The 18789-nt window shown below is 60.2% G+C and carries 15 protein-coding genes and 2 tRNA genes; 4 read left to right on the plus strand and 13 right to left on the minus strand.

Translation table 11 applies throughout. The annotated features are described in order from the left end of the window. The first annotated feature begins 33 nt into the window (after positions 1 to 33). The 4 genes from DM374_RS05055 to DM374_RS05070 all read left to right on the plus strand — a co-directional run bounded on the left by DM374_RS05055 (position 34) and on the right by DM374_RS05070 (position 6346). Positions 34 to 903: an oxygenase MpaB family protein gene (locus DM374_RS05055; protein WP_110969111.1), complete on the plus strand. Its 870-nt coding sequence runs from the start codon at positions 34 to 36 to the stop codon at positions 901 to 903. Positions 904 to 1038: 135 nt separating this feature from the next. After that, on the plus strand, positions 1039 to 2217 hold the full coding sequence (locus tag DM374_RS05060) for an acetyl-CoA C-acetyltransferase (RefSeq protein ID WP_110968909.1): 1179 nt from the start codon (positions 1039 to 1041) through the stop codon (positions 2215 to 2217). A gap of 76 nt (positions 2218 to 2293) precedes the next feature. Then, positions 2294 to 3310: a class I SAM-dependent rRNA methyltransferase gene (locus DM374_RS05065; RefSeq protein WP_110968910.1), complete on the plus strand. Its 1017-nt coding sequence runs from the start codon at positions 2294 to 2296 to the stop codon at positions 3308 to 3310. A gap of 99 nt (positions 3311 to 3409) precedes the next feature. Next, entirely contained in the window at positions 3410 to 6346 is a 2937-nt protein-coding gene (locus DM374_RS05070) for a DUF748 domain-containing protein (protein WP_110968911.1), read from the plus strand. A gap of 104 nt (positions 6347 to 6450) precedes the next feature. On the opposite strand, the gene DM374_RS05075 is transcribed toward DM374_RS05070, so the two are convergent. From DM374_RS05075 to glmM, 13 genes are all read right to left on the minus strand, one after another. Further along, positions 6451 to 6804 (minus strand): BON domain-containing protein, encoded by a 354-nt coding sequence (locus DM374_RS05075; protein ID WP_095159745.1) that lies wholly within the window; start codon positions 6802 to 6804, stop codon positions 6451 to 6453. 257 nt (positions 6805 to 7061) lie between these two features. Continuing rightward, positions 7062 to 9167 (minus strand): polyribonucleotide nucleotidyltransferase, encoded by a 2106-nt coding sequence (gene pnp, locus DM374_RS05080; RefSeq protein WP_095159744.1) that lies wholly within the window; start codon positions 9165 to 9167, stop codon positions 7062 to 7064. A 251-nt stretch (positions 9168 to 9418) separates the two neighbouring features. Further along, positions 9419 to 9688: a 30S ribosomal protein S15 gene (gene rpsO, locus DM374_RS05090; RefSeq protein ID WP_110968912.1), complete on the minus strand. Its 270-nt coding sequence runs from the start codon at positions 9686 to 9688 to the stop codon at positions 9419 to 9421. Between the two features lie 153 nt (positions 9689 to 9841). Continuing rightward, positions 9842 to 10759, minus strand: coding sequence for a tRNA pseudouridine(55) synthase TruB (gene truB, locus DM374_RS05095; protein WP_110968913.1), 918 nt, complete (start codon positions 10757 to 10759; stop codon positions 9842 to 9844). 3 nt (positions 10760 to 10762) lie between these two features. Next, complete coding sequence (rbfA, locus tag DM374_RS05100; RefSeq protein ID WP_095159741.1) at positions 10763 to 11161, minus strand: 30S ribosome-binding factor RbfA; 399 nt, start codon at positions 11159 to 11161, stop codon at positions 10763 to 10765. A gap of 119 nt (positions 11162 to 11280) precedes the next feature. Continuing rightward, a complete protein-coding gene (gene infB, locus DM374_RS05105; RefSeq protein ID WP_110968914.1) occupies positions 11281 to 13788 on the minus strand; it encodes a translation initiation factor IF-2 in 2508 nt (835 codons plus the stop codon). A gap of 26 nt (positions 13789 to 13814) precedes the next feature. Further along, positions 13815 to 15296 (minus strand): transcription termination factor NusA, encoded by a 1482-nt coding sequence (nusA, locus tag DM374_RS05110; RefSeq protein WP_110968915.1) that lies wholly within the window; start codon positions 15294 to 15296, stop codon positions 13815 to 13817. A gap of 60 nt (positions 15297 to 15356) precedes the next feature. Then, positions 15357 to 15815, minus strand: a complete 459-nt coding sequence (rimP, locus tag DM374_RS05115; protein WP_157969672.1) for a ribosome maturation factor RimP — start codon at positions 15813 to 15815, stop codon at positions 15357 to 15359. Between the two features lie 131 nt (positions 15816 to 15946). After that, a tRNA-Met gene (locus DM374_RS05120) sits at positions 15947 to 16023 on the minus strand. A gap of 98 nt (positions 16024 to 16121) precedes the next feature. Beyond that, a tRNA-Leu gene (locus DM374_RS05125) sits at positions 16122 to 16207 on the minus strand. A gap of 19 nt (positions 16208 to 16226) precedes the next feature. Beyond that, positions 16227 to 16616, minus strand: coding sequence for a preprotein translocase subunit SecG (gene secG / locus DM374_RS05130; protein WP_095159738.1), 390 nt, complete (start codon positions 16614 to 16616; stop codon positions 16227 to 16229). A gap of 3 nt (positions 16617 to 16619) precedes the next feature. Continuing rightward, positions 16620 to 17375, minus strand: a complete 756-nt coding sequence (gene tpiA / locus DM374_RS05135) for a triose-phosphate isomerase (protein WP_110968916.1) — start codon at positions 17373 to 17375, stop codon at positions 16620 to 16622. A gap of 66 nt (positions 17376 to 17441) precedes the next feature. Further along, positions 17442 to 18782, minus strand: a complete 1341-nt coding sequence (gene glmM, locus DM374_RS05140) for a phosphoglucosamine mutase (protein ID WP_110968917.1) — start codon at positions 18780 to 18782, stop codon at positions 17442 to 17444. Between the last annotated feature and the right edge of the window lie 7 nt (positions 18783 to 18789).

Genomic DNA, 18789 nt, shown 5'->3' on the forward strand with positions numbered 1-18789 from the left:
CCCAACGCTTCGGAAACCGACATCAAGGCCCCCATGGAACCCCTTCGCCGCCGCATCGAAACCCAAGTCATGAGCCTCACCGGCCTCGCCCTCGGCCAGCTCGACCTGGAAAACCCCAAGGGCGACCCCGGCCTGTTCGGCCCGCAAAGCGTGTGCTGGCAAGTGCACGGCGACTTTCCCAGCATGCTGGTCGGTGGCATCAGCGCCCTGATGTTGCAGGTCCTGCACCCGCTGGCGCTGGCCGGGGTGTGGGACCACTCCAACTTCCGCGAGGACATGCTCGGCCGCCTGCGTCGCACCAGCCAGTTCATCTCCGGCACCACCTTCGGCTCGACCCGCGACGCCAACTGGCTGATCGAGCGGGTACGCACCATCCACTTGCAGGTCGTCGGCACCGCCAAGGATGGTCGCCCGTATGCTGCCAGTGACCCGGACCTGCTGACCTGGGTGCATGTCGCCGAAGTGAGCAGCTTCCTCGCCGCTCACCTGCGCTACCGCAACCCGCACCTGAGTGATGCCGCGCAAGACGCCTATTACAACGAGATAGCCCTGGTAGCCGAGCGCCTCGGCGCTCGCGACGTACCGCGCTCCCGCCAGGAAGTCGCGGATTACCTGCGGCGCATGCGCCCGCAACTCCAGTGTGATGAACGCAGCCGCGAAGTGCTCCGCGTCCTGCTCGACGCCCCGGCGCCGAGCCGCCTGGCCAAGCCGGTCGGCAGCCTGATGATGCAGGCCGGGATTGGGCTGCTGCCGGACTGGGCCGCGGACATGCTCGCGCTCAGGCAAGGCGCACTGAAACAACGAGTGGTTGGGCTGGGCATCGAGACGGTCGCCCCGGTGTTGCGCTGGGCCATGCGCGATGGATCGGCGCACCGGGCACGGCGGCGAATGGGGATCAGTTAAGCCCGGCGCTACGCTTGAGGGCCTCGGCACCGGACATCTCCACTCCACGGCCATCTATGCCACTATGTCGCCCGATCGAAGCCACAGAAGCTTCAGCGTTCCCACGCCAAATCCAACAACAATGAGGACCCGCGCATGCAAGATGTCGTAATCGTCGCCGCCACCCGGACTGCCGTCGGCAGTTTCCAGGGCGCGCTGGCCACTATTCCAGCCGTTGACCTGGGCGCCGCCGTGATCCGCCAGTTGCTGGCCCAGACCGGTCTGGACGGCGAACTGGTCGACGAGGTCATCCTCGGCCAGGTACTGACCGCCGGCGCCGGACAAAACCCGGCACGCCAGGCCGCGATCAAGGCAGGTCTGCCCCACGCTGTTCCGGCCATGACCCTGAACAAGGTCTGCGGCTCCGGCCTCAAGGCGCTGCACCTCGCCGCCCAGGCCATCCGCTGCGGCGACGCCGACATCATCATCGCCGGCGGCCAGGAAAACATGAGCCTGTCCAACTACGTCATGCCCGGCGCCCGCACCGGTCTGCGCATGGGCCACGCCAGCCTGGTCGACACCATGATCAGCGACGGCCTGTGGGACGCGTTCAACGACTACCACATGGGCATCACCGCCGAGAACCTGGTGGAGAAGTACGGCATCAGCCGTGAAGAACAGGATGCCTTCGCCGCCGCTTCCCAGCAGAAAGCTACGGCCGCCATCGAAGCCCGGCGTTTCGTCGACGAAATCACTCCGATCCTGATTCCCCAGCGCAAGGGCGACCCGATCGCCTTCGTCACCGACGAACAGCCCCGGGCCGGCACCACCACCGAATCCCTCGGCAAGCTCAAGCCAGCCTTCAAGAAAGACGGCAGCGTTACCGCCGGCAACGCTTCGTCGCTCAATGACGGCGCCGCCGCCGTGATGCTGATGAGCGCGGCCAAGGCACAAGAACTGCAGCTGCCAGTGCTGGCGCGGATCAAGGCCTACGCCAACGCCGGCGTCGACCCGGCGATCATGGGCATCGGCCCGGTTAGCGCCACCCGTCGCTGCCTGGACAAGGCCGGCTGGAGCCTTGACCAGCTCGACCTGATCGAGGCCAACGAAGCCTTCGCCGCCCAGGCCCTGTCGGTGGGCAAGGAGTTGGGTTGGGATGCGAGCAAGGTCAACGTCAATGGCGGCGCCATCGCCATCGGCCACCCGATCGGCGCATCGGGCTGCCGCGTGCTGGTCACCCTGCTCCACGAAATGATCAAGCGCGATGCGAAAAAAGGTCTGGCGACCCTGTGCATCGGCGGTGGCCAGGGCGTTGCCCTGGCAATCGAACGCTGATCGACACGGGAGGGGCCGCGCTGGCCCCTCCTCCGCCCCGACGGTAAACTGCACGCCCGCAACCAAGGCCACGTGCATGTCCTCCTTGAATCAGGCGCTGCGCGCCGCCCTCGATAGCCGCCAACCCCTTCTCGCTGAACTGCATGCCCAGGGCACCGACTGTTACCGCCTGTTCCACGGCAGCCAGGAAGGCGTGCCCGGCCTGACCGCCGATCGCTACGGCCCGCAACTCATGGTGCAGAGCTTTCACCAGACGCTGGAACGCGACGCCCTGCTGGACCTGCACACCAGCATCGAGCAAAGCCTCGGGCAGCCGCTGCAACTGGTCTACAACGACCGCTCGCGGGGTAACAGCCGCATCGACCGTCAGGACACGGTGTACCAGGCGACCGAGCAAGCGTTGGCGGACACCGTCGGCCATGAGTGGGGGCTGAATTATCGGGTGCGCGGCCGTCATGCCGGGCAGGATCCCCTGCTGTTCCTCGACTTGCGCAATGCCCGTGGCTGGGTCAAGCAGCACAGCGCCGGCAAGCGTGTACTCAATCTCTTTTCCTACACCTGTGGCGTCGGCCTGAGCGCTGCGGCAGGCGGTGCCAGCGAGGTGTGCAACCTCGATTTCGCCGAAGGTAACCTGGCCGTGGGCCGCGAGAACGGTGCACTCAACCCGCAACTGGCACCGATGGACTTCATCCAGTCAGACTACTTCCCGGCAATCCGCCAACTGGCCGGGCTGCCCATCAGCCAGCGGCGCGGGCAGAAACTGCCGTCCTATGTGCGTCTGGAGGCCCGGCAGTTCGATCTGGTATTTCTCGACCCGCCGGCCTGGGCCAAAAGCGCGTTCGGCACGGTTGACCTGCTGCGCGATTACCAAAGCCTGCTCAAACCGGCCTTGCTGACCACCGCCAAAGACGGTGTGCTGATCTGCAACAACAACCTGGCCCGGGTCGACATGGACGACTGGCGCGAACAGGTCCTGCGTTGCGCGGAGAAAGCCGGTCGCCCGGTTCGCGAGTGGCAGGTAATCAGCCCGGCCGCGGACTTCCCCTCGCAAGATGGCCGCCCGCCCCTGAAGACCCTGGTACTTCATCTGTAGGTCGCATGAACCGTGGGTTGTCGGGTTTTCCCGGCAACCGCCGGAACTCGATTAACGTGCCATACTCTAAGCGTCCCGCTTCCTACGCAGATGCCGCACATGTCCAAAGGATTGACCCGCGCCCTCGGCGCCCTGCTGGCCGCCCTGGCCTTGTACAGCCTTCTTGGCTTCTTAATCCTTCCCGGCGTCGCCCTTCGCATTGCCAATCAACAACTGGCCCAGTACGCCACCGTACCGGCACAGTTGCAGCGCATCGAACTCAATCCGTTCAGCCTGGAACTGACGGTCTGGGGCCTGCAGATCGGTGAACCGGGCAAGGAGCAGGTCGGCTTCGAACGCCTGTACGCCAATTTGCAACTGGACAGCCTGTGGAGCGGCGCCCTGCACCTGGACAGCGTCGAACTGGTCAAACCGCGCACCGAGCTGCTGTTCGCCAAGGACGGCAGCCTGAACCTGACCCAACTGTTCAAGCTCCCGCCAGGCGAGGCGAAACCCGAAGCGCCGGCCAGCGATCCGTTTCCGCTGCGCATCGGCAGTATCCGCCTGAGCGACGGCTATCTGCATTTCCAGGATGACCGCCCAAGCGAACCGATCGAATTCCTGTACGACGCGATGAACCTGGAGCTGAAAAACCTCAGCACCCTGCCCGACGACAACACCGACATGACGCTGGTGGCGGCCGGCCCGAACGGTGGTCATATCGACTGGAGCGGTACTTTCAGCCTTTCGCCGATCGCTTCCAAGGGCACGCTGAAAATCACCGATGGAAAAATGAAAGCGTTTTGGCCTTATGTGCGTGACGCCGTTCCACTGGTGCTGGAAAACGGTGTGTACAACCTGCAGACCGACTACAGCATCAGCCTGGCCAAGGAAACCGAACTCCTGCTGGACAACACCGCGCTGAGTATCGCGTCATTCGCGATCAAGGCCCCCGATGGCCGCCCGCTGGTGCGTCTGGCCAAACTGGACGTGACAGAAAGCTCGGTAGACTTGGCCAAACAGTTGGTGACCGTCGGCAAGATCCGCAGCGAACAACTGGAAACCTGGGCAGCCCTTGAAGCCGACGGGCAACTGGACTGGCAGAAACTGTTCGTCAGCCAGCCGGCCAAGGCCACGCCCAAGGAAAAAGCCGAGCCGGCCACCGCTGAGCCTTCGGCCAAAGAAAAAGCCGCGCAGGACGCGCCCAGCAAGCCATGGCAAGTACTCCTGCGCGACACCCAGTTGCGCAACTATCAGGTGCATCTGGCCGATCGCACACAAAAGGAAGCGGTTGCTCTGGATGTCGGCCCGATCAACCTTGATCTGCAGAATTTCGACAGCCTGAACAAGTCGCCCTTTACCCTCAAGCTCGACAGCGGCGTCGGCAAGCAGGGCAAGCTGCAGGCGTCCGGCGAGGTCAACCTGGCGCCGGTCACGGCGAAGCTCAAGGTCAGCACCCAAGACATCGACCTGCGTATTGCCCAGGCCTACATCAGCCCGTTCATTCGCCTCGAACTGCGTAGCGGCATGCTCGGCAGCGACCTTAATGTCGACCTCAAGAGCACCGAGCCACTGGCCTTTGCCATTACCGGCAAGGCCCGGGTCAACCAGTTGCACACCCTGGACACCATCAAGAACCGCGACTTCGTCAAATGGCAGCAACTCGATCTGGACGGCATCGAATACCGCCACGGTGATGCCCTGAGCATCGCCAAGGTCAATCTGCTCCAGCCTTACGCGCGTTTCATGATCAACGAAGACCGCACCACCAACGTCGACGACCTGCTGATTCCGCAACCCGCCGACAACGGGGCGAAAAACCAGGCCAAGGCCGCGCCAGGAAACAGCAAGCCTCTGGGCGTGCATATCGGCCAGATCGACATCAACGACGGTTCGGCCAACTTCGCCGACTTCAGCCTCACGCCCAACTTCGCCACGGCGGTCCAGCAGCTCAACGGCCAGATCGGCACCATCGACAATCGCCAGCCGAAGCCGGCCAAGGTCGACGTCAAAGGCAAGGTCGACCGGTATGCACCGGTGATCATCAAAGGCGCGCTCAACCCGTTCAATCCGATGGCCAGCCTGGATATCGCCACCAGCTTCCGCCGGGTCGAGCTGACCACACTGACGCCCTACTCCGGCAAGTTTGCCGGCTTCCGCATCCGCAAGGGCCGGCTGAATCTCGACCTGCACTATGTGATTACCAACGGCCAGCTCAAGGCCGAGAACAAGGTGGTGCTGGAGCAGTTGCAACTGGGCGAGAAGGTCGACAGCCCGGACGCCGTGGACCTGCCGATCCGCCTGGCGGTGGCACTGCTTAAAGACACCGAGGGCAAGATCTCCATCGAATTGCCGGTCACCGGGGACCTGAACAACCCGCAGTTCAGCGTCATGCCGATCGTTTGGCAAACCTTGCGCAATCTGGTGCTGCGCGCGGCACAGGCACCGTTCAAGTTCATCGGTGGGCTGATCGCCGGCGGCGGCTCCGAAGACCTCGGCAACGTTGCCTTCGCCCCAGGCTCCAGCGATCTGAGCACTGATGCCCAGGGTGCCCTCGACAAGCTGTCCGCTGCCCTGAAAGAACGCCCAGCCCTGCGCCTGGAAATCGAAGGCACCAGCGCCCAGAGCAGCGACGGCCCGTTGATTGCCCAGCAACGACTGGAGCGTGAATACCAGAGCACCTACTACAAGATCCTTCAGCGCCGCGGCGACAAGGTCCCGGCCCAGGCGTCGATGCTGCAGGTGCCGGAAGGCGACAAGCCGGCAATGCTCGAAGGCATCTACCGCACCCGTCTCAAGCAGCAACCGCCAATAGAGTGGGAGCAACTGGACACCGAGCAGCGTGTCGGCCAGATGCGTGATGCCGTGCTCAAGACCTGGGCGGAAAGCGCTGTACTGCTGCGTCAGCTCGGCCAGGCAAGGGCCAGCAGCATCAAGGATTATCTGGTGGACAAGGGCAAGCTGGAAGACGAGCGGGTCTACTTCGTCGATGCCAGCCTGGGCCAGGCCGAGTCCGATGGCCGGGTGATCTCGCCACTGCACCTCGACGCCGAATAGTTTTCTACCGACAAAAAAGAGCCCCGGCATTGCCGGGGCTCTGTGCGCCCAAATCCTTTTGGGCTGTCGCATGAACCGTCAGGATCAGCGAGCGGACGAACCAATCAGTTGGTTTTCAGGCCATCAGCCGATACAGCCTGTACGCCTTTGATTTTCTTGGCGATGGCAACTGCCATGTCTTTCTGCGACGAGGACACTGCCACGTCGGACGACAGCGACACTACGCCTTTGTTGGTTTCGACTTTGATGTCGGTACCAGGAATGCCTTTTTCGGTAACCAGATCAGCTTTTACCTTGGTAGTAATCCAGGTATCGGAAGTGGCTTCCTTGGCCTTGGTCACTTCACCGGCCGCAAGAGTCAGTGGCGCTTGGGTGGTCGGCTGTTGGGCGAACGCTACGTTGGCCATGGTCAGAGTCAGGGCAGTAGCGGTGGCAGCAGCAATAGCGAACTTCTTCATACGAGACACTCCTGTTTATCGAGAAATCTGCCACCGAAAGGTCCTGGTGGCAGGTGTAATCCTTACATTGCAGACGCTGTGCCAGTTTTTGATATCTTAAAAATCGTTTAAAAACAACAGCTTACGCAAACACGAAAATGCCGGGATCGTGCAAATTGCAAGTTGCCGCGTTATTGCGCATGCAAGATGCAAGTTGTCCCATCAATTCGCGCGCATAAAAAAAGGACCCCGGAGGGTCCTTTCTCGAAAGCCGGGAGTTAAACGCCCGAAGCCTTCGCTGCAGCAACGTCTTTGATCGACAGCTTGATGCGACCGCGGTTGTCCACGTCCAGCACCAGAACTTCAACTTCCTGACCTTCTTTCAGGATGTCGGTCACTTTCTCTACGCGAGCGTCGCTCAGCATGGAGATGTGAACCAGACCGTCCTTGCCCGGCAGGATGTTGACGAAGGCGCCAAAGTCGACGATGCGCTCTACCTTGCCGACGTAGATCTTGCCGATCTCGGCTTCGGCAGTGATGCTCAGAACGCGCTGACGCGCTGCTTCTGCTGCATCTTTGGTTTCGCCGAAGATCTTGATCGAGCCGTCGTCTTCGATATCGATCGAAGCCTTGGTTTCTTCGCAGATACCACGGATGGTCGCGCCGCCTTTACCGATGACGTCACGGATCTTGTCGGTGTCGATCTTCATCGCGATCATGGTCGGAGCATTTTCCGACAGCTCGCTACGGGACTGACCGATGATCTGGTTCATCTGACCGAGGATGTTCAGGCGCGCTTCCAGGGCTTGGCCCAGGGCGATCTCCATGATCTCTTCGGTGATGCCGTTGATCTTGATGTCCATCTGCAGCGCGGTAACACCCTTGGAGGTACCGGCAACCTTGAAGTCCATGTCGCCCAGGTGGTCTTCGTCACCGAGGATGTCGGTCAGAATGGCGAACTTCTCGCCTTCTTTAACCAGGCCCATGGCGATACCGGCAACCGGAGCCTTCATCGGTACACCGGCGTCCATCAGTGCCAGCGAAGCACCGCAAACCGATGCCATCGAGCTGGAACCGTTGGATTCGGTGATTTCCGACACAACGCGGATGGTGTACGGGAATGCGTCGGCGGCTGGCAGCATGGCCTGAACCGAACGACGGGCCAGACGACCGTGGCCGATTTCACGACGACCAGCACCGCCCATGCGGCCACACTCGCCCACCGAGAACGGTGGGAAGTTGTAGTGCAGCATGAAGGGGTCTTTACGCTCGCCTTCGAGGGTGTCCAGCAGCTGTGCGTCGCGGGCAGTACCGAGGGTCGCAACAACCAGCGCCTGGGTCTCGCCACGGGTGAACAGTGCGGAGCCGTGAGTCTTCGGCAGAACACCGACTTCGATGTTCAGCGGACGTACGGTCTTGGTGTCACGGCCGTCGATACGTGGCTTGCCGTTTACGATGTTTTCGCGAACGGTGCGGTATTCGATTTCGCCGAAGATTTCTTTGACTTCACCTGCCGAAGCCTGACCTTCCTCACCGGAGAACTTGGCGATCGCCTGATCGCGCAGTTCGCCGAGACGAGCGTAACGGTCGGCCTTGACGGTGATGGTGTAGCCCTGGGAAACGGCTTCGCCGAACTCGGCGCGGATGGCGTTCAGCAGTTCGGTGTTGGCAACGGCTGGCTTCCAGTCCCAAGTCGGCTTGGCAGCTTCGGCGGCCAGCTCTTTGACAGCCTGGATGACTGCCTGGAATTCGTCGTGGGCAAACAGCACGGCGCCCAGCATCTGGTCTTCGGTCAGCTCTTTGGCTTCCGATTCAACCATCAGAACGGCGTCGGAAGTACCGGCGACGACCATGTCCAGGCTGGAAGCAGCCAGTTGCTCGTAGGTCGGGTTCAGCAGGTAGCCGGTGCTCTCGTGGAAGGCAACGCGCGCGGCACCGATAGGGCCTTCGAACGGGATGCCGGAGATCGCCAGGGCAGCCGAGGTACCGATCATCGCAGCGATGTCCGGATCGGTCTTCTTGCTGGTGGAAACGACGGTGCAGACAACCTGCACTTCGTTCATGAAGCCTTCTGGGAACAGCGGACGGATCGGACGGTCGATCAGACGCGAAGTCAGGGTTTCTTTCTCGGAAGGACGGCCTTCACGCTTGAAGAAACCACCAGGGATCTTGCCGGCGGCGTAGGTCTTTTCCTGATAATGCACGGACAGCGGGAAGAAGCCCTTGCTCGGATCAGCGTGCTTCGCGCCAACCACGGTCACCAGCACGGTGACGTCATTATCAACGGTGACCAATACGGCACCGGATGCCTGACGGGCGATACGGCCAGTCTCGAGGGTTACGGTCGATTGACCGAACTGAAATTTCTTGATTACCGGGTTCACGGTTTCCTACCTTTTCTCAGTGGCTCTGGGGGAACTGGTTTCTTGCGAATTCTTGGGCAGAACGGGGAATCGGCCCCATTGACCGTCCAGATAAAACTAAAGGTTGGGAGCCTGCCCGGCCGTCGCGGAAACCGCTCGGGCAAGACAGACTGCCAACCTCATAGATACGCGCGGCGCGCTCGTCAGCCATGGAGCGAAAGCTCTTGGCTGAAGACCGCAGCACGCCGCGCACACCACTGGCCAGGCCGCTATTAGCGACGCAGACCCAGACGACCGATCAGGGCGCTGTAACGAGTGGTGTCTTTACCTTTCAGGTAGTCCAGCAGCTTGCGGCGCTGGTTTACCATGCGGATCAGACCACGACGGGAGTGGTGGTCTTTGCCGTTGGCCTTGAAGTGGCCTTGCAGCTTGTTGATGTTGGCGGTCAGCAGAGCAACCTGTACTTCCGGGCTACCGGTGTCACCAGCGGCTTGCTGGTAGTCGCCAACGATCTTTGCTTTTTCTTCAACGCTGAGTGCCATCTGGCTTTCTCCAAATCAAGGGAAACCGGTAAAGGCTTCCAATAGGCCAGGGACTGCTCCCTGTATTCATAAAAGTGAGGTGTGACCGTGCCTATTAACAGCCACCCTCTGATCCATCCGTGCCGGACCTGAGCCCGACACTGACGGTTTCGGTCATTCCGACCGAATCAGTCGACGCGGCGCGATGCGCCCGTCTTCGCTCACTTCACCGATCCCGATGAAGCGACCGTTGTGATCCTGTACGCGGACCATGCCGAATTTCGGCGCGTCCGGCGAACGTACCGGCTGACCATGCAGCCAGTAAAACGCACTGTGCTCGGAGAACTGCAGCAACGGCCAGTCAAGCAAGCCGCTGTCCGAAGGCATCAGGAAGCGATCGATCGCTTCATTGCCGCCATCGGCGTGAACCTGCTCGAGTTCTTCGAGGGTTACGGTCTGGGCCAGTTCGAACGGTCCGGCATGGGTGCGACGCAGTTCGGCGACATAAGCACCACATCCCAACACCTCGCCGATATCTTCGACCAGGGTGCGGATATACGTGCCCTTGGTGCAACCGACCGAGAGACGAACCCGGGTGCCTTCGCACTCCAGCAGTTCCAAGCGGGTAATAGTAACAGAACGTGCTTCACGCTCCACTACTTCACCTGCACGCGCCAGTTTGTACAACGGCTGGCCATCGCGCTTGAGGGCCGAGTACATCGGTGGTATCTGGCTGATTTGACCACGAAATTGTGGCAACACCGCTTCAATGTCGGCGCGACCAACGGTCACATCGCGGGTCTGCAGGACTTCACCCTCGGCATCGCCGGTGGTGGTGGTCTGCCCCAGTTGCATGACCGTCTCGTAGCCCTTGTCGGAATCGAGCAGGTATTGCGAGAACTTGGTCGCCTCGCCGAAGCACAGCGGCAGTACGCCACTAGCCAGCGGATCAAGGCTGCCGGTATGTCCGGCCTTTTCAGCATTGAGCAGCCAGCGAACCTTCTGCAACGCGGCGTTGGAGGTGAACCCCAGCGGCTTGTCGAGCAGGATGATGCCACTGACGTTACGACGGATACGTTTGACCTGAGCCACGGATCACTCCTTGCTATCCGGAACGTCGGTGCTCTGGTGCTGGCTGTCCTCGGCGACGGCGCGCTCGATCAGCGCGGACAGATGGGCGCCGCGGGTGACGCTCTCGTCATAGTGGAAATGCAGTTGCGGCACGCTGCGCAGCTTCATTTCACGGCCGAGCTGCATGCGCAGGAAACCGGAGGCGGAGTTCAGGACTTTCAGACTCTGCTTGATGTCTTCGGCGCTGTCCTGGCCCATGACGGTGATGAACACCTTGGCATGGCCAACATCGCGGCTGACATCGACGGCGGTGATGGTCACCAGGCCGACGCGCGGGTCTTTGACTTCACGACGGATCAACTGGGCCAGCTCACGCTGCATTTGATCGCCGATGCGTTGGGTACGGCTATATTCTTTTGCCATGTCTTGCTACCTGTAACTAAAGCGGCAAACGCCCGGCCAGGCATCAGCCGGACCGGGCGTTGCGTTCAGCGACAAGCGTGGCTTCACAGCCACCCGCCCGTCGCTTCCAAGCTCGTGAATCAGAGCGTACGAGCCACCTGGACTTTCTCGAAGACTTCGATCTTGTCGCCGACCTTGACGTCGTTGTAGCTCTTGACGCCGATACCGCATTCCATGCCGGCACGTACTTCGGACGCATCGTCCTTGAAGCGGCGCAGGGATTCCAGCTCGCCTTCGAAGATAACCACGTCTTCGCGCAGTACACGGATCGGGCGGTTACGGTGAACCGTACCTTCCACGACCATGCAACCAGCGATCGCGCCGAACTTCGGCGAACGGAACACGTCACGCACTTCGGCGATACCCAGGATGTTCTCGCGAACATCGCTGCCGAGCATACCGGTCAGGGCTTTCTTGACGTCTTCGATGATGTCGTAGATTACGTTGTAGTAACGCATATCCAGACCTTCCTGCTCGACGATCTTGCGCGCACCGGCATCGGCACGAACGTTGAAGCCGAACAGTACTGCGTTCGAAGCCAGTGCCAGGTTGGCGTCGCTCTCGGTGATACCACCGACACCGCCACCGATCACGCGCACTTGCACTTCGTCGTTGCCCAGGCCGCCGAGCGAACCTTGCAGAGCCTCGAGAGAACCACGAACGTCGGCCTTGAGGACGATGTTGAGGGTCTTCTTCTCTTCCTGGCCCATGTTCTCGAAGATGTTTTCCAGCTTGCCAGCATGAGCGCGAGCCAGTTTGACTTCGCGGAACTTGCCTTGGCGGAACAGTGCAACTTCGCGGGCTTTCTTCTCGTCAGCCACTACCGACAGCTCGTCGCCAGCGTCCGGGGTGCCGTCCAGGCCGAGGATCTCGACCGGGATAGACGGACCGGCTTCTTTGACGGGCTTGCCGTTCTCGTCGAGCATCGCTCGTACGCGGCCGTAGTTGGAACCGCACAGAACCATGTCGCCTTGACGCAGGGTGCCGTCCTGAACCAGAACGGTCGCCACCGGGCCACGGCCCTTGTCCAGGCGAGACTCGACCACGACACCACGACCTGGCGCGGATGGAGTGGCTTTGAGCTCGAGGATCTCGGCTTGCAGCAGAACGGCTTCGAGCAGTTCGTCAACACCGGTACCCATCTTCGCCGAAACTTTGACGAATGGAGTGTCACCACCCCAGTCCTCGGAAGTAACGCCTTCGACGGACAGCTCGTTGCGGATGCGGTCGAGGTCAGCGCCCGGCTTGTCGATCTTGTTCACTGCAACAACCAGTGGAACGCCAGCAGCCTTGGCGTGCTGAACCGCTTCGCGGGTCTGAGGCATCACACCGTCGTCAGCCGCGACCACCAGGATCACGATGTCGGTCGCCTTGGCACCACGGGCACGCATGGCGGTAAACGCGGCGTGACCAGGGGTGTCGAGGAAGGTGACCATGCCGCGGTCGGTTTCCACGTGGTAGGCACCGATGTGCTGGGTGATACCACCGGCTTCGCCAGCAGCAACCTTGGCACGACGGATGTAGTCGAGCAGCGAGGTCTTACCGTGGTCAACGTGGCCCATTACGGTCACGACCGGCGCACGGGCAAAGGTCTCACCTTCGAACTTCAGCGATTCGGCCAGGGAGTCTTCCAGGGCAGTGTCGCTGACCAGGGTGACCTTGTGGCCCAGCTCTTCGGCGACCAGTTGAGCAGTCTCCTGATCGAGCACCTGGTTGATGGTGACCGGAGTACCCATCTTGAACATGAACTTGACGACTTCAGCGCCTTTGACCGACATCTGCTGCGCAAGGTCGGAAACCGTAATGGTCTCGCCGATGCTTACGTCGCGGATTACCGGACCGGTAGGGCTCTGGAAACCGTGAGCGTTGCGTTTCTTCGGCTTGGACTTGCCACGACCGCCGCGACGGAAACCATCGCTTTCTTCCTCGGTAGTACGTGGAGCGGCGCGAGGAGTAGGAGCTTTCTCTTTCTCCTTGACCTTGACCGATACGCGCGGCGCTTCGTTGCGACGCTCGCCACCGCGACGATCATCGTCACGTGCACGGTCGTTGCGACGGCTTTCATCTTTCTTGCGGTCAGCAGCTGGAGCCGGGGCTGCAGCGGGCTCGACGGCAGCCGAGGCCTCAGCCTGCGCAACCGGAGCGGCTACAGGCGCGGCAGCCGGTGCTGCTGGCGCTTGGCGACGAGTCTCTTCCTCGGTGCGCTGACGCGCTTCGGCTTCGGACTTCTCGCGGACAGCATTTTCGGCCGCGCGGCGCTCTTCCAGCTCACGCTTCTGCTCAGCCTGGACTTCTTCCGGGCTGCGCTGTACGAAAACTTTCTTCTTGCGTACTTCTACGCTGATGCTCTTGCTACCGGCAACACGCAGGGTGCTGGTGGTCTTGCGCTGCAAGGTAATCTTGCGCGGCTCTTCCACCTTTGCCTTATGGCTGCTTTTCAAATGGGTCAGCAGAGCCTGCTTCTCACTGTCGCTCACCAGCTGACCGGCATCGGTGTGCGGCAGACCTGCCTCACGCATCTGCTGCAGCAGGCGCTCTACCGGTGCAGCGACCTCTTGGGCCAATTCTTTCACCGTGACTTGCGTCATGCACTTCTCTCCTCAGGCCAGCCTGCTTACTCGAACCAGTGGGCTCGGGCGGCCATGATCAACTTGCCGGCACGCTCTTCGTCGATGCCGTCGATGTCGAGCAGATCGTCAATCGACTGCTCGGCCAGGTCTTCGCGGGTAACCACGCCGCGCACCGCCAGTTCCGCCGCCAGATCCTTGTCCATACCCTCAAGAGAGAGCAGGTCTTCGGCCGGATGGGCGTCTGCCAGTTTTTCCTCGGTAGCGATGGCTTTGGTCAACAGACGGTCCTTGGCACGAGCGCGGAGCTCGTTGACGATCTCCTCGTCGAAGCCATCGATGTTGAGCATTTCTTCCAGCGGTACATAGGCAATTTCTTCGAGGCTGGTAAAGCCTTCGTCGACCAGCACCTGGGCCAGTTCTTCGTCGACTTCCAGCTCTTCGATGAAGTTGCGCAGGATGTCGCCGGTTTCCGCTTGCTGCTTGGCCTGGATGTCCGATTCGGTCATCACGTTCAGGGTCCAGCCGGTCAGTTGACTGGCCAGGCGAACGTTCTGACCGCCGCGACCGATCGCCTGCGCCAGGTTGTCAGCGGCAACAGCGATATCCATCGCGTGGGCATCTTCATCAACGATGATCGCCGCGACTTCAGCCGGCGACATGGCGTTGATGACGAACTGTGCAGGGTTGTCGTCCCAGAGCACGATATCCACGCGCTCACCACCCAGCTCTCCGGAAACCGCTTGAACCCGGGAGCCGCGCATGCCGATGCAGGCGCCTTGTGGGTCAATGCGTTTGTCCTTGGAGCGGACGGCGATCTTTGCTCGAGAGCCCGGATCACGCGAAGCAGCCATCACTTCGATCAGGCCCTCGGCGATTTCCGGTACTTCGATGCGGAACAGCTCGATCAGCATCTGCGGCGCGGTACGCGACAGGATCAGTTGCGGACCGCGGTTCTCAGTGCGGATTTCCTTGAGCAGCGCACGAACTCGAACGCCTACCCGGAAAGTCTCGCGAGAAATGATGTCTTCACGTGCCAGCAGTGCTTCGGCGTTGTTACCCAGATCAACGATGACGTTGTCGCGGGTAACTTTCTTGACGGTGCCGGAGATGATTTCACCCACACGCTCACGATAGGCATCGACCACCTGAGCACGCTCTGCCTCGCGAACCTTCTGCACAATGACTTGCTTGGCGGTCTGGGCAGCAATACGGCCGAACTCGATGGATTCGATCTTCTCTTCGATGATCTCGCCAGCGACAGCGTCCGGCTTTTTCGCCTGGGCCTGGTCGACGGCCAGTTCGATCGCAGGATCGTCCAGGTCTTCGTCTTCGACCACGGTCCAGCGGCGGAAGGTTTCGTAGTTACCGGTGTGGCGGTTGATTTCCACACGCAGGTCAACTTCGTCTTCAAAACGTTTTTTAGTTGCGGTGGCCAGAGCCACTTCCAGCGCTTCAAAAATCACGCCGGCCGGTACGCCCTTTTCATTGGATACCGACTCAACAACCAGCAGTACTTCTTTGCTCATCGTACGCCTCGCCTTTCGCAAGCCATTAGGTCCGCTTTTCTGGAGCGGATCCGGCATGTCTCAGTCAAAACTGGGAATAATGTTGGCCTTGTCGATCGAGTCGATCGGCAACAGGAATTCGTGACTGTCCACCTGGACCACGACATCCTGTTCCTCCACACCGCGGAGCAGGCCTTGAAAGTTACGACGACCTTCGAAGGGCGTACGCAGCTTGATCTTCACTTGTTCGCCGGCATGCGAGGCAAACTGTTCAAGAGTGAACAGCGGGCGATCCATGCCAGGAGAGGACACTTCAAGGGTGTATTCGGAGCTGATTGGATCTTCAACATCCAGAACGCCACTGATCTGGCGACTGACGGCTTCGCAATCTTCGACCAGAATGCCGCCTTCTTTGTCGATATAGATACGCAGTACCGAATGTTTGCCTTGAGAAATGAACTCGATTCCCCAGCATTGATAGCCGAGCGCCTCGACCACCGGGGCCAACAAGGCCTGCAACTGTTCTAGCTTGCTCGACACCTGAACCCCCTCGTGCATGCTGTGCAAATAAAAAATGGGCAAGCGCCCATCCATGAAATGCGCCGTTGAACATCGGCGCTGAGAACTGTTCAGCTAACAAAAAGCCCCTTGAAAAGGGGCTCCGCTGAAACTGGTTGCGGGGGCTGGATTTGAACCAACGACCTTCGGGTTATGAGCCCGACGAGCTACCAGACTGCTCCACCCCGCGACAAAGCTGGGGCGAAAGTATACGACCGAACCCCGGGAGGGTCAATCCAACCTCCACCTACAAGAAAGCCCGCTCAAAGCGGGCTCTCATGCTTCAAATGGTACCGAGAAGGGGACTCGAACCCCTACACCCTATGGGCACAACCACCTCAAGGTTGCGTGTCTACCAATTCCACCACCTCGGCAATACTACTTTGAAACCCGTTACTTCTGCTCTTGAGCTGGAGGAACATCGCCAGTGTTGCCGGCTTCGTTCTTCTGTTGCTCCTGGAGCACCGGTACATCATCTGCTGCCGGTTTGGCTTGCTTAACTTCTAATACCGCTGGATCTGGCAACCCTACTTGAGTCAGCTCATGAGCTTTCTCTTTAGCAAAGTATCCTAACCCAAGAGCAGTTAAGAAGAAAGAGGCAGCTAGTATAGCAGTAAACTTACTCAGGAAGGTAGCAGAACCTTGGCTTCCGAACACAGTATTTGAAGCACCTGCGCCGAAAGATGCACCTGCTTCCGCACCTTTACCCTGTTGAAGCAGAACCAGCACTACCAAACCCAGTGCGCCCAACAGATGAAGAACGACAATAACTGTTTCCAGCATTTTTCAGTTTCCTGCGGCGCGACAAATTGCACCGAATTCGTCTGCGTTCAGGGAAGCCCCACCAATGAGCCCCCCATCAATATCCGGCATGCCGAACAGCTCAGCCGCATTGGCCGCCTTCACGCTGCCGCCGTATAGAAGCCGCGCATTCTGCGCAACTTCTGAATCCTTTACCGCCAACTGCTCGCGAATGGCTTTATGCACATCCTGCGCTTGCTGCGGAGTAGCTGTGAGGCCAGTACCGATGGCCCAAACTGGCTCATAGGCAATAATCGCACTTGCAAAGACCGCAACACCCAACGTATCGATGATGCTGTCCAGCTGCTGCCCAACAACTTCAAGCGTCTTGCCTGCTTCGCGCTCTTCGAGGGTCTCCCCTACACAGAACACAACCTTCAATCCACAGGACTGTGCCGCTGCGAACTTCCGAATCAGGGTCGAGTCTTGCTCTTCCAGAATCTGACGCCGCTCGGAGTGACCGATCAACACCCACTCACAACCGACATCAACCAACTGACTCGGAGCCACCTCTCCCGTCAAAGCCCCTTGCTGGGGTTCGACCGCGGAGTCCTGAGCACCTACAGCGATCGACTTGCCTTCAAGCCCGTCGACCACCTGTGCAATGAACAGGCTGGGTGGAAACACCGCGACATCAACACCGCTTGGCAGGGCCTGATTACTCAGGCTTTTGATCAGCTCAGCGACGCTGGCGCGGGTACCGTGCATCTTCCAGTTACCAGCTACCATAGGGCGACGCATGCTGTACCTCGTCGGTCAAAGTGGGCGCAGATGTTACCCAACCCGATCACTACTGGCAAGCGTAAATCAAACGCAAACTTCACTTACCAGTTTTGCCAGTGCTTCGGCATGGCCGCGAACCTGACTTTCGTCGTCACCTTCGACCATTACACGCACGAGAGGCTCTGTTCCGGACTTGCGCAACAACACGCGACCACGCCCGGCCATATCCTCGGTAATACGCTCACACGCTTCCTTCACCGAAGGGTGCTCAAGCGGATCGACCTTGCTTGCCCCGAAACGGACATTGATCAGCACCTGCGGGCACTTGCGGACAGCCTGGCGAGCTTGCGCAAGGGTCTCTCCACGGCGCTTGAGCGCCATCAGCACCTGCAGAGCAGCGATGATCGCGTCTCCAGTCGTGGTGTGATTGCAGCAAACCACATGCCCGGAGTTTTCCCCGCCAATGATCCACTCGCGCGCCAGCAACTCCGCCATGACGTAACGGTCACCCACCTTCGCTCGCACGAAAGGAATCGACAGGTCCTTCAGCGCAAGCTCCAGCCCCAGGTTGCTCATGAGCGTACCCACCACGCCCCCCTGAAGCTTGCCGCGGTCATGGAGGTCACGAGCGATGATGAACAAGAGTTCGTCACCATCAACAATGGCGCCCGTGTGATCAACCATCAGCACGCGGTCACCATCGCCGTCGAAGGCGATACCCAGATCGGCGTGACCAACCAGTACCGCTGCCTGCAGCGACTCGATATGAGTCGAGCCGCAGTTTTCGTTGATGTTCAGACCATCCGGCTGTGCAGACAGAACAGTAACTTCGGCACCCAACTCACGAAACACGCTTGGAGCAACCTTGTAGGTCGCGCCATGAGCACAGTCGATGGCCAGCTTCAGACCAGAGAAATCGGTACTGCTCGGCACGCTGCTCTTGCAGAATTCGATATAGCGACCGGCCGCATCGTTGATTCGGGAGACCTTGCCCAGCTTGCTCGACTCGACCACCGTCATCGGCTGGTCAAGCAGCTCTTCGATCATCAGTTCGACTTCGTCAGGCAACTTGGTACCTTGCCCGGAGAAAAACTTGATGCCGTTGTCGTCATGCGGATTGTGGGAGGCACTGATCACGATACCCGCCTCGGCATGGAAGGTTCGCGTCAGGTAAGCGATAGCCGGAGTCGGCATCGGCCCCAGCAGCAGCACATCAGCCCCGGCAGCCGAAAGCCCGGCCTCCAGGGCAGACTCGAACATATACCCGGAAATACGGGTGTCCTTGCCTACCAATACACGGCAGTGCCCCTGCTTGCGAAAGGCCATACCCGCCGCCCAACCCAGCTTAAGCATGAAATCAGGCGTAATCGGGTATTCACCAACACGACCGCGGATGCCGTCGGTACCAAAATATTTTCTACTCATAAATGCT

This window comes from Pseudomonas huaxiensis (genome assembly GCF_003231275.1).
In the GTDB taxonomy this organism is placed as follows: domain Bacteria; phylum Pseudomonadota; class Gammaproteobacteria; order Pseudomonadales; family Pseudomonadaceae; genus Aquipseudomonas; species Aquipseudomonas huaxiensis.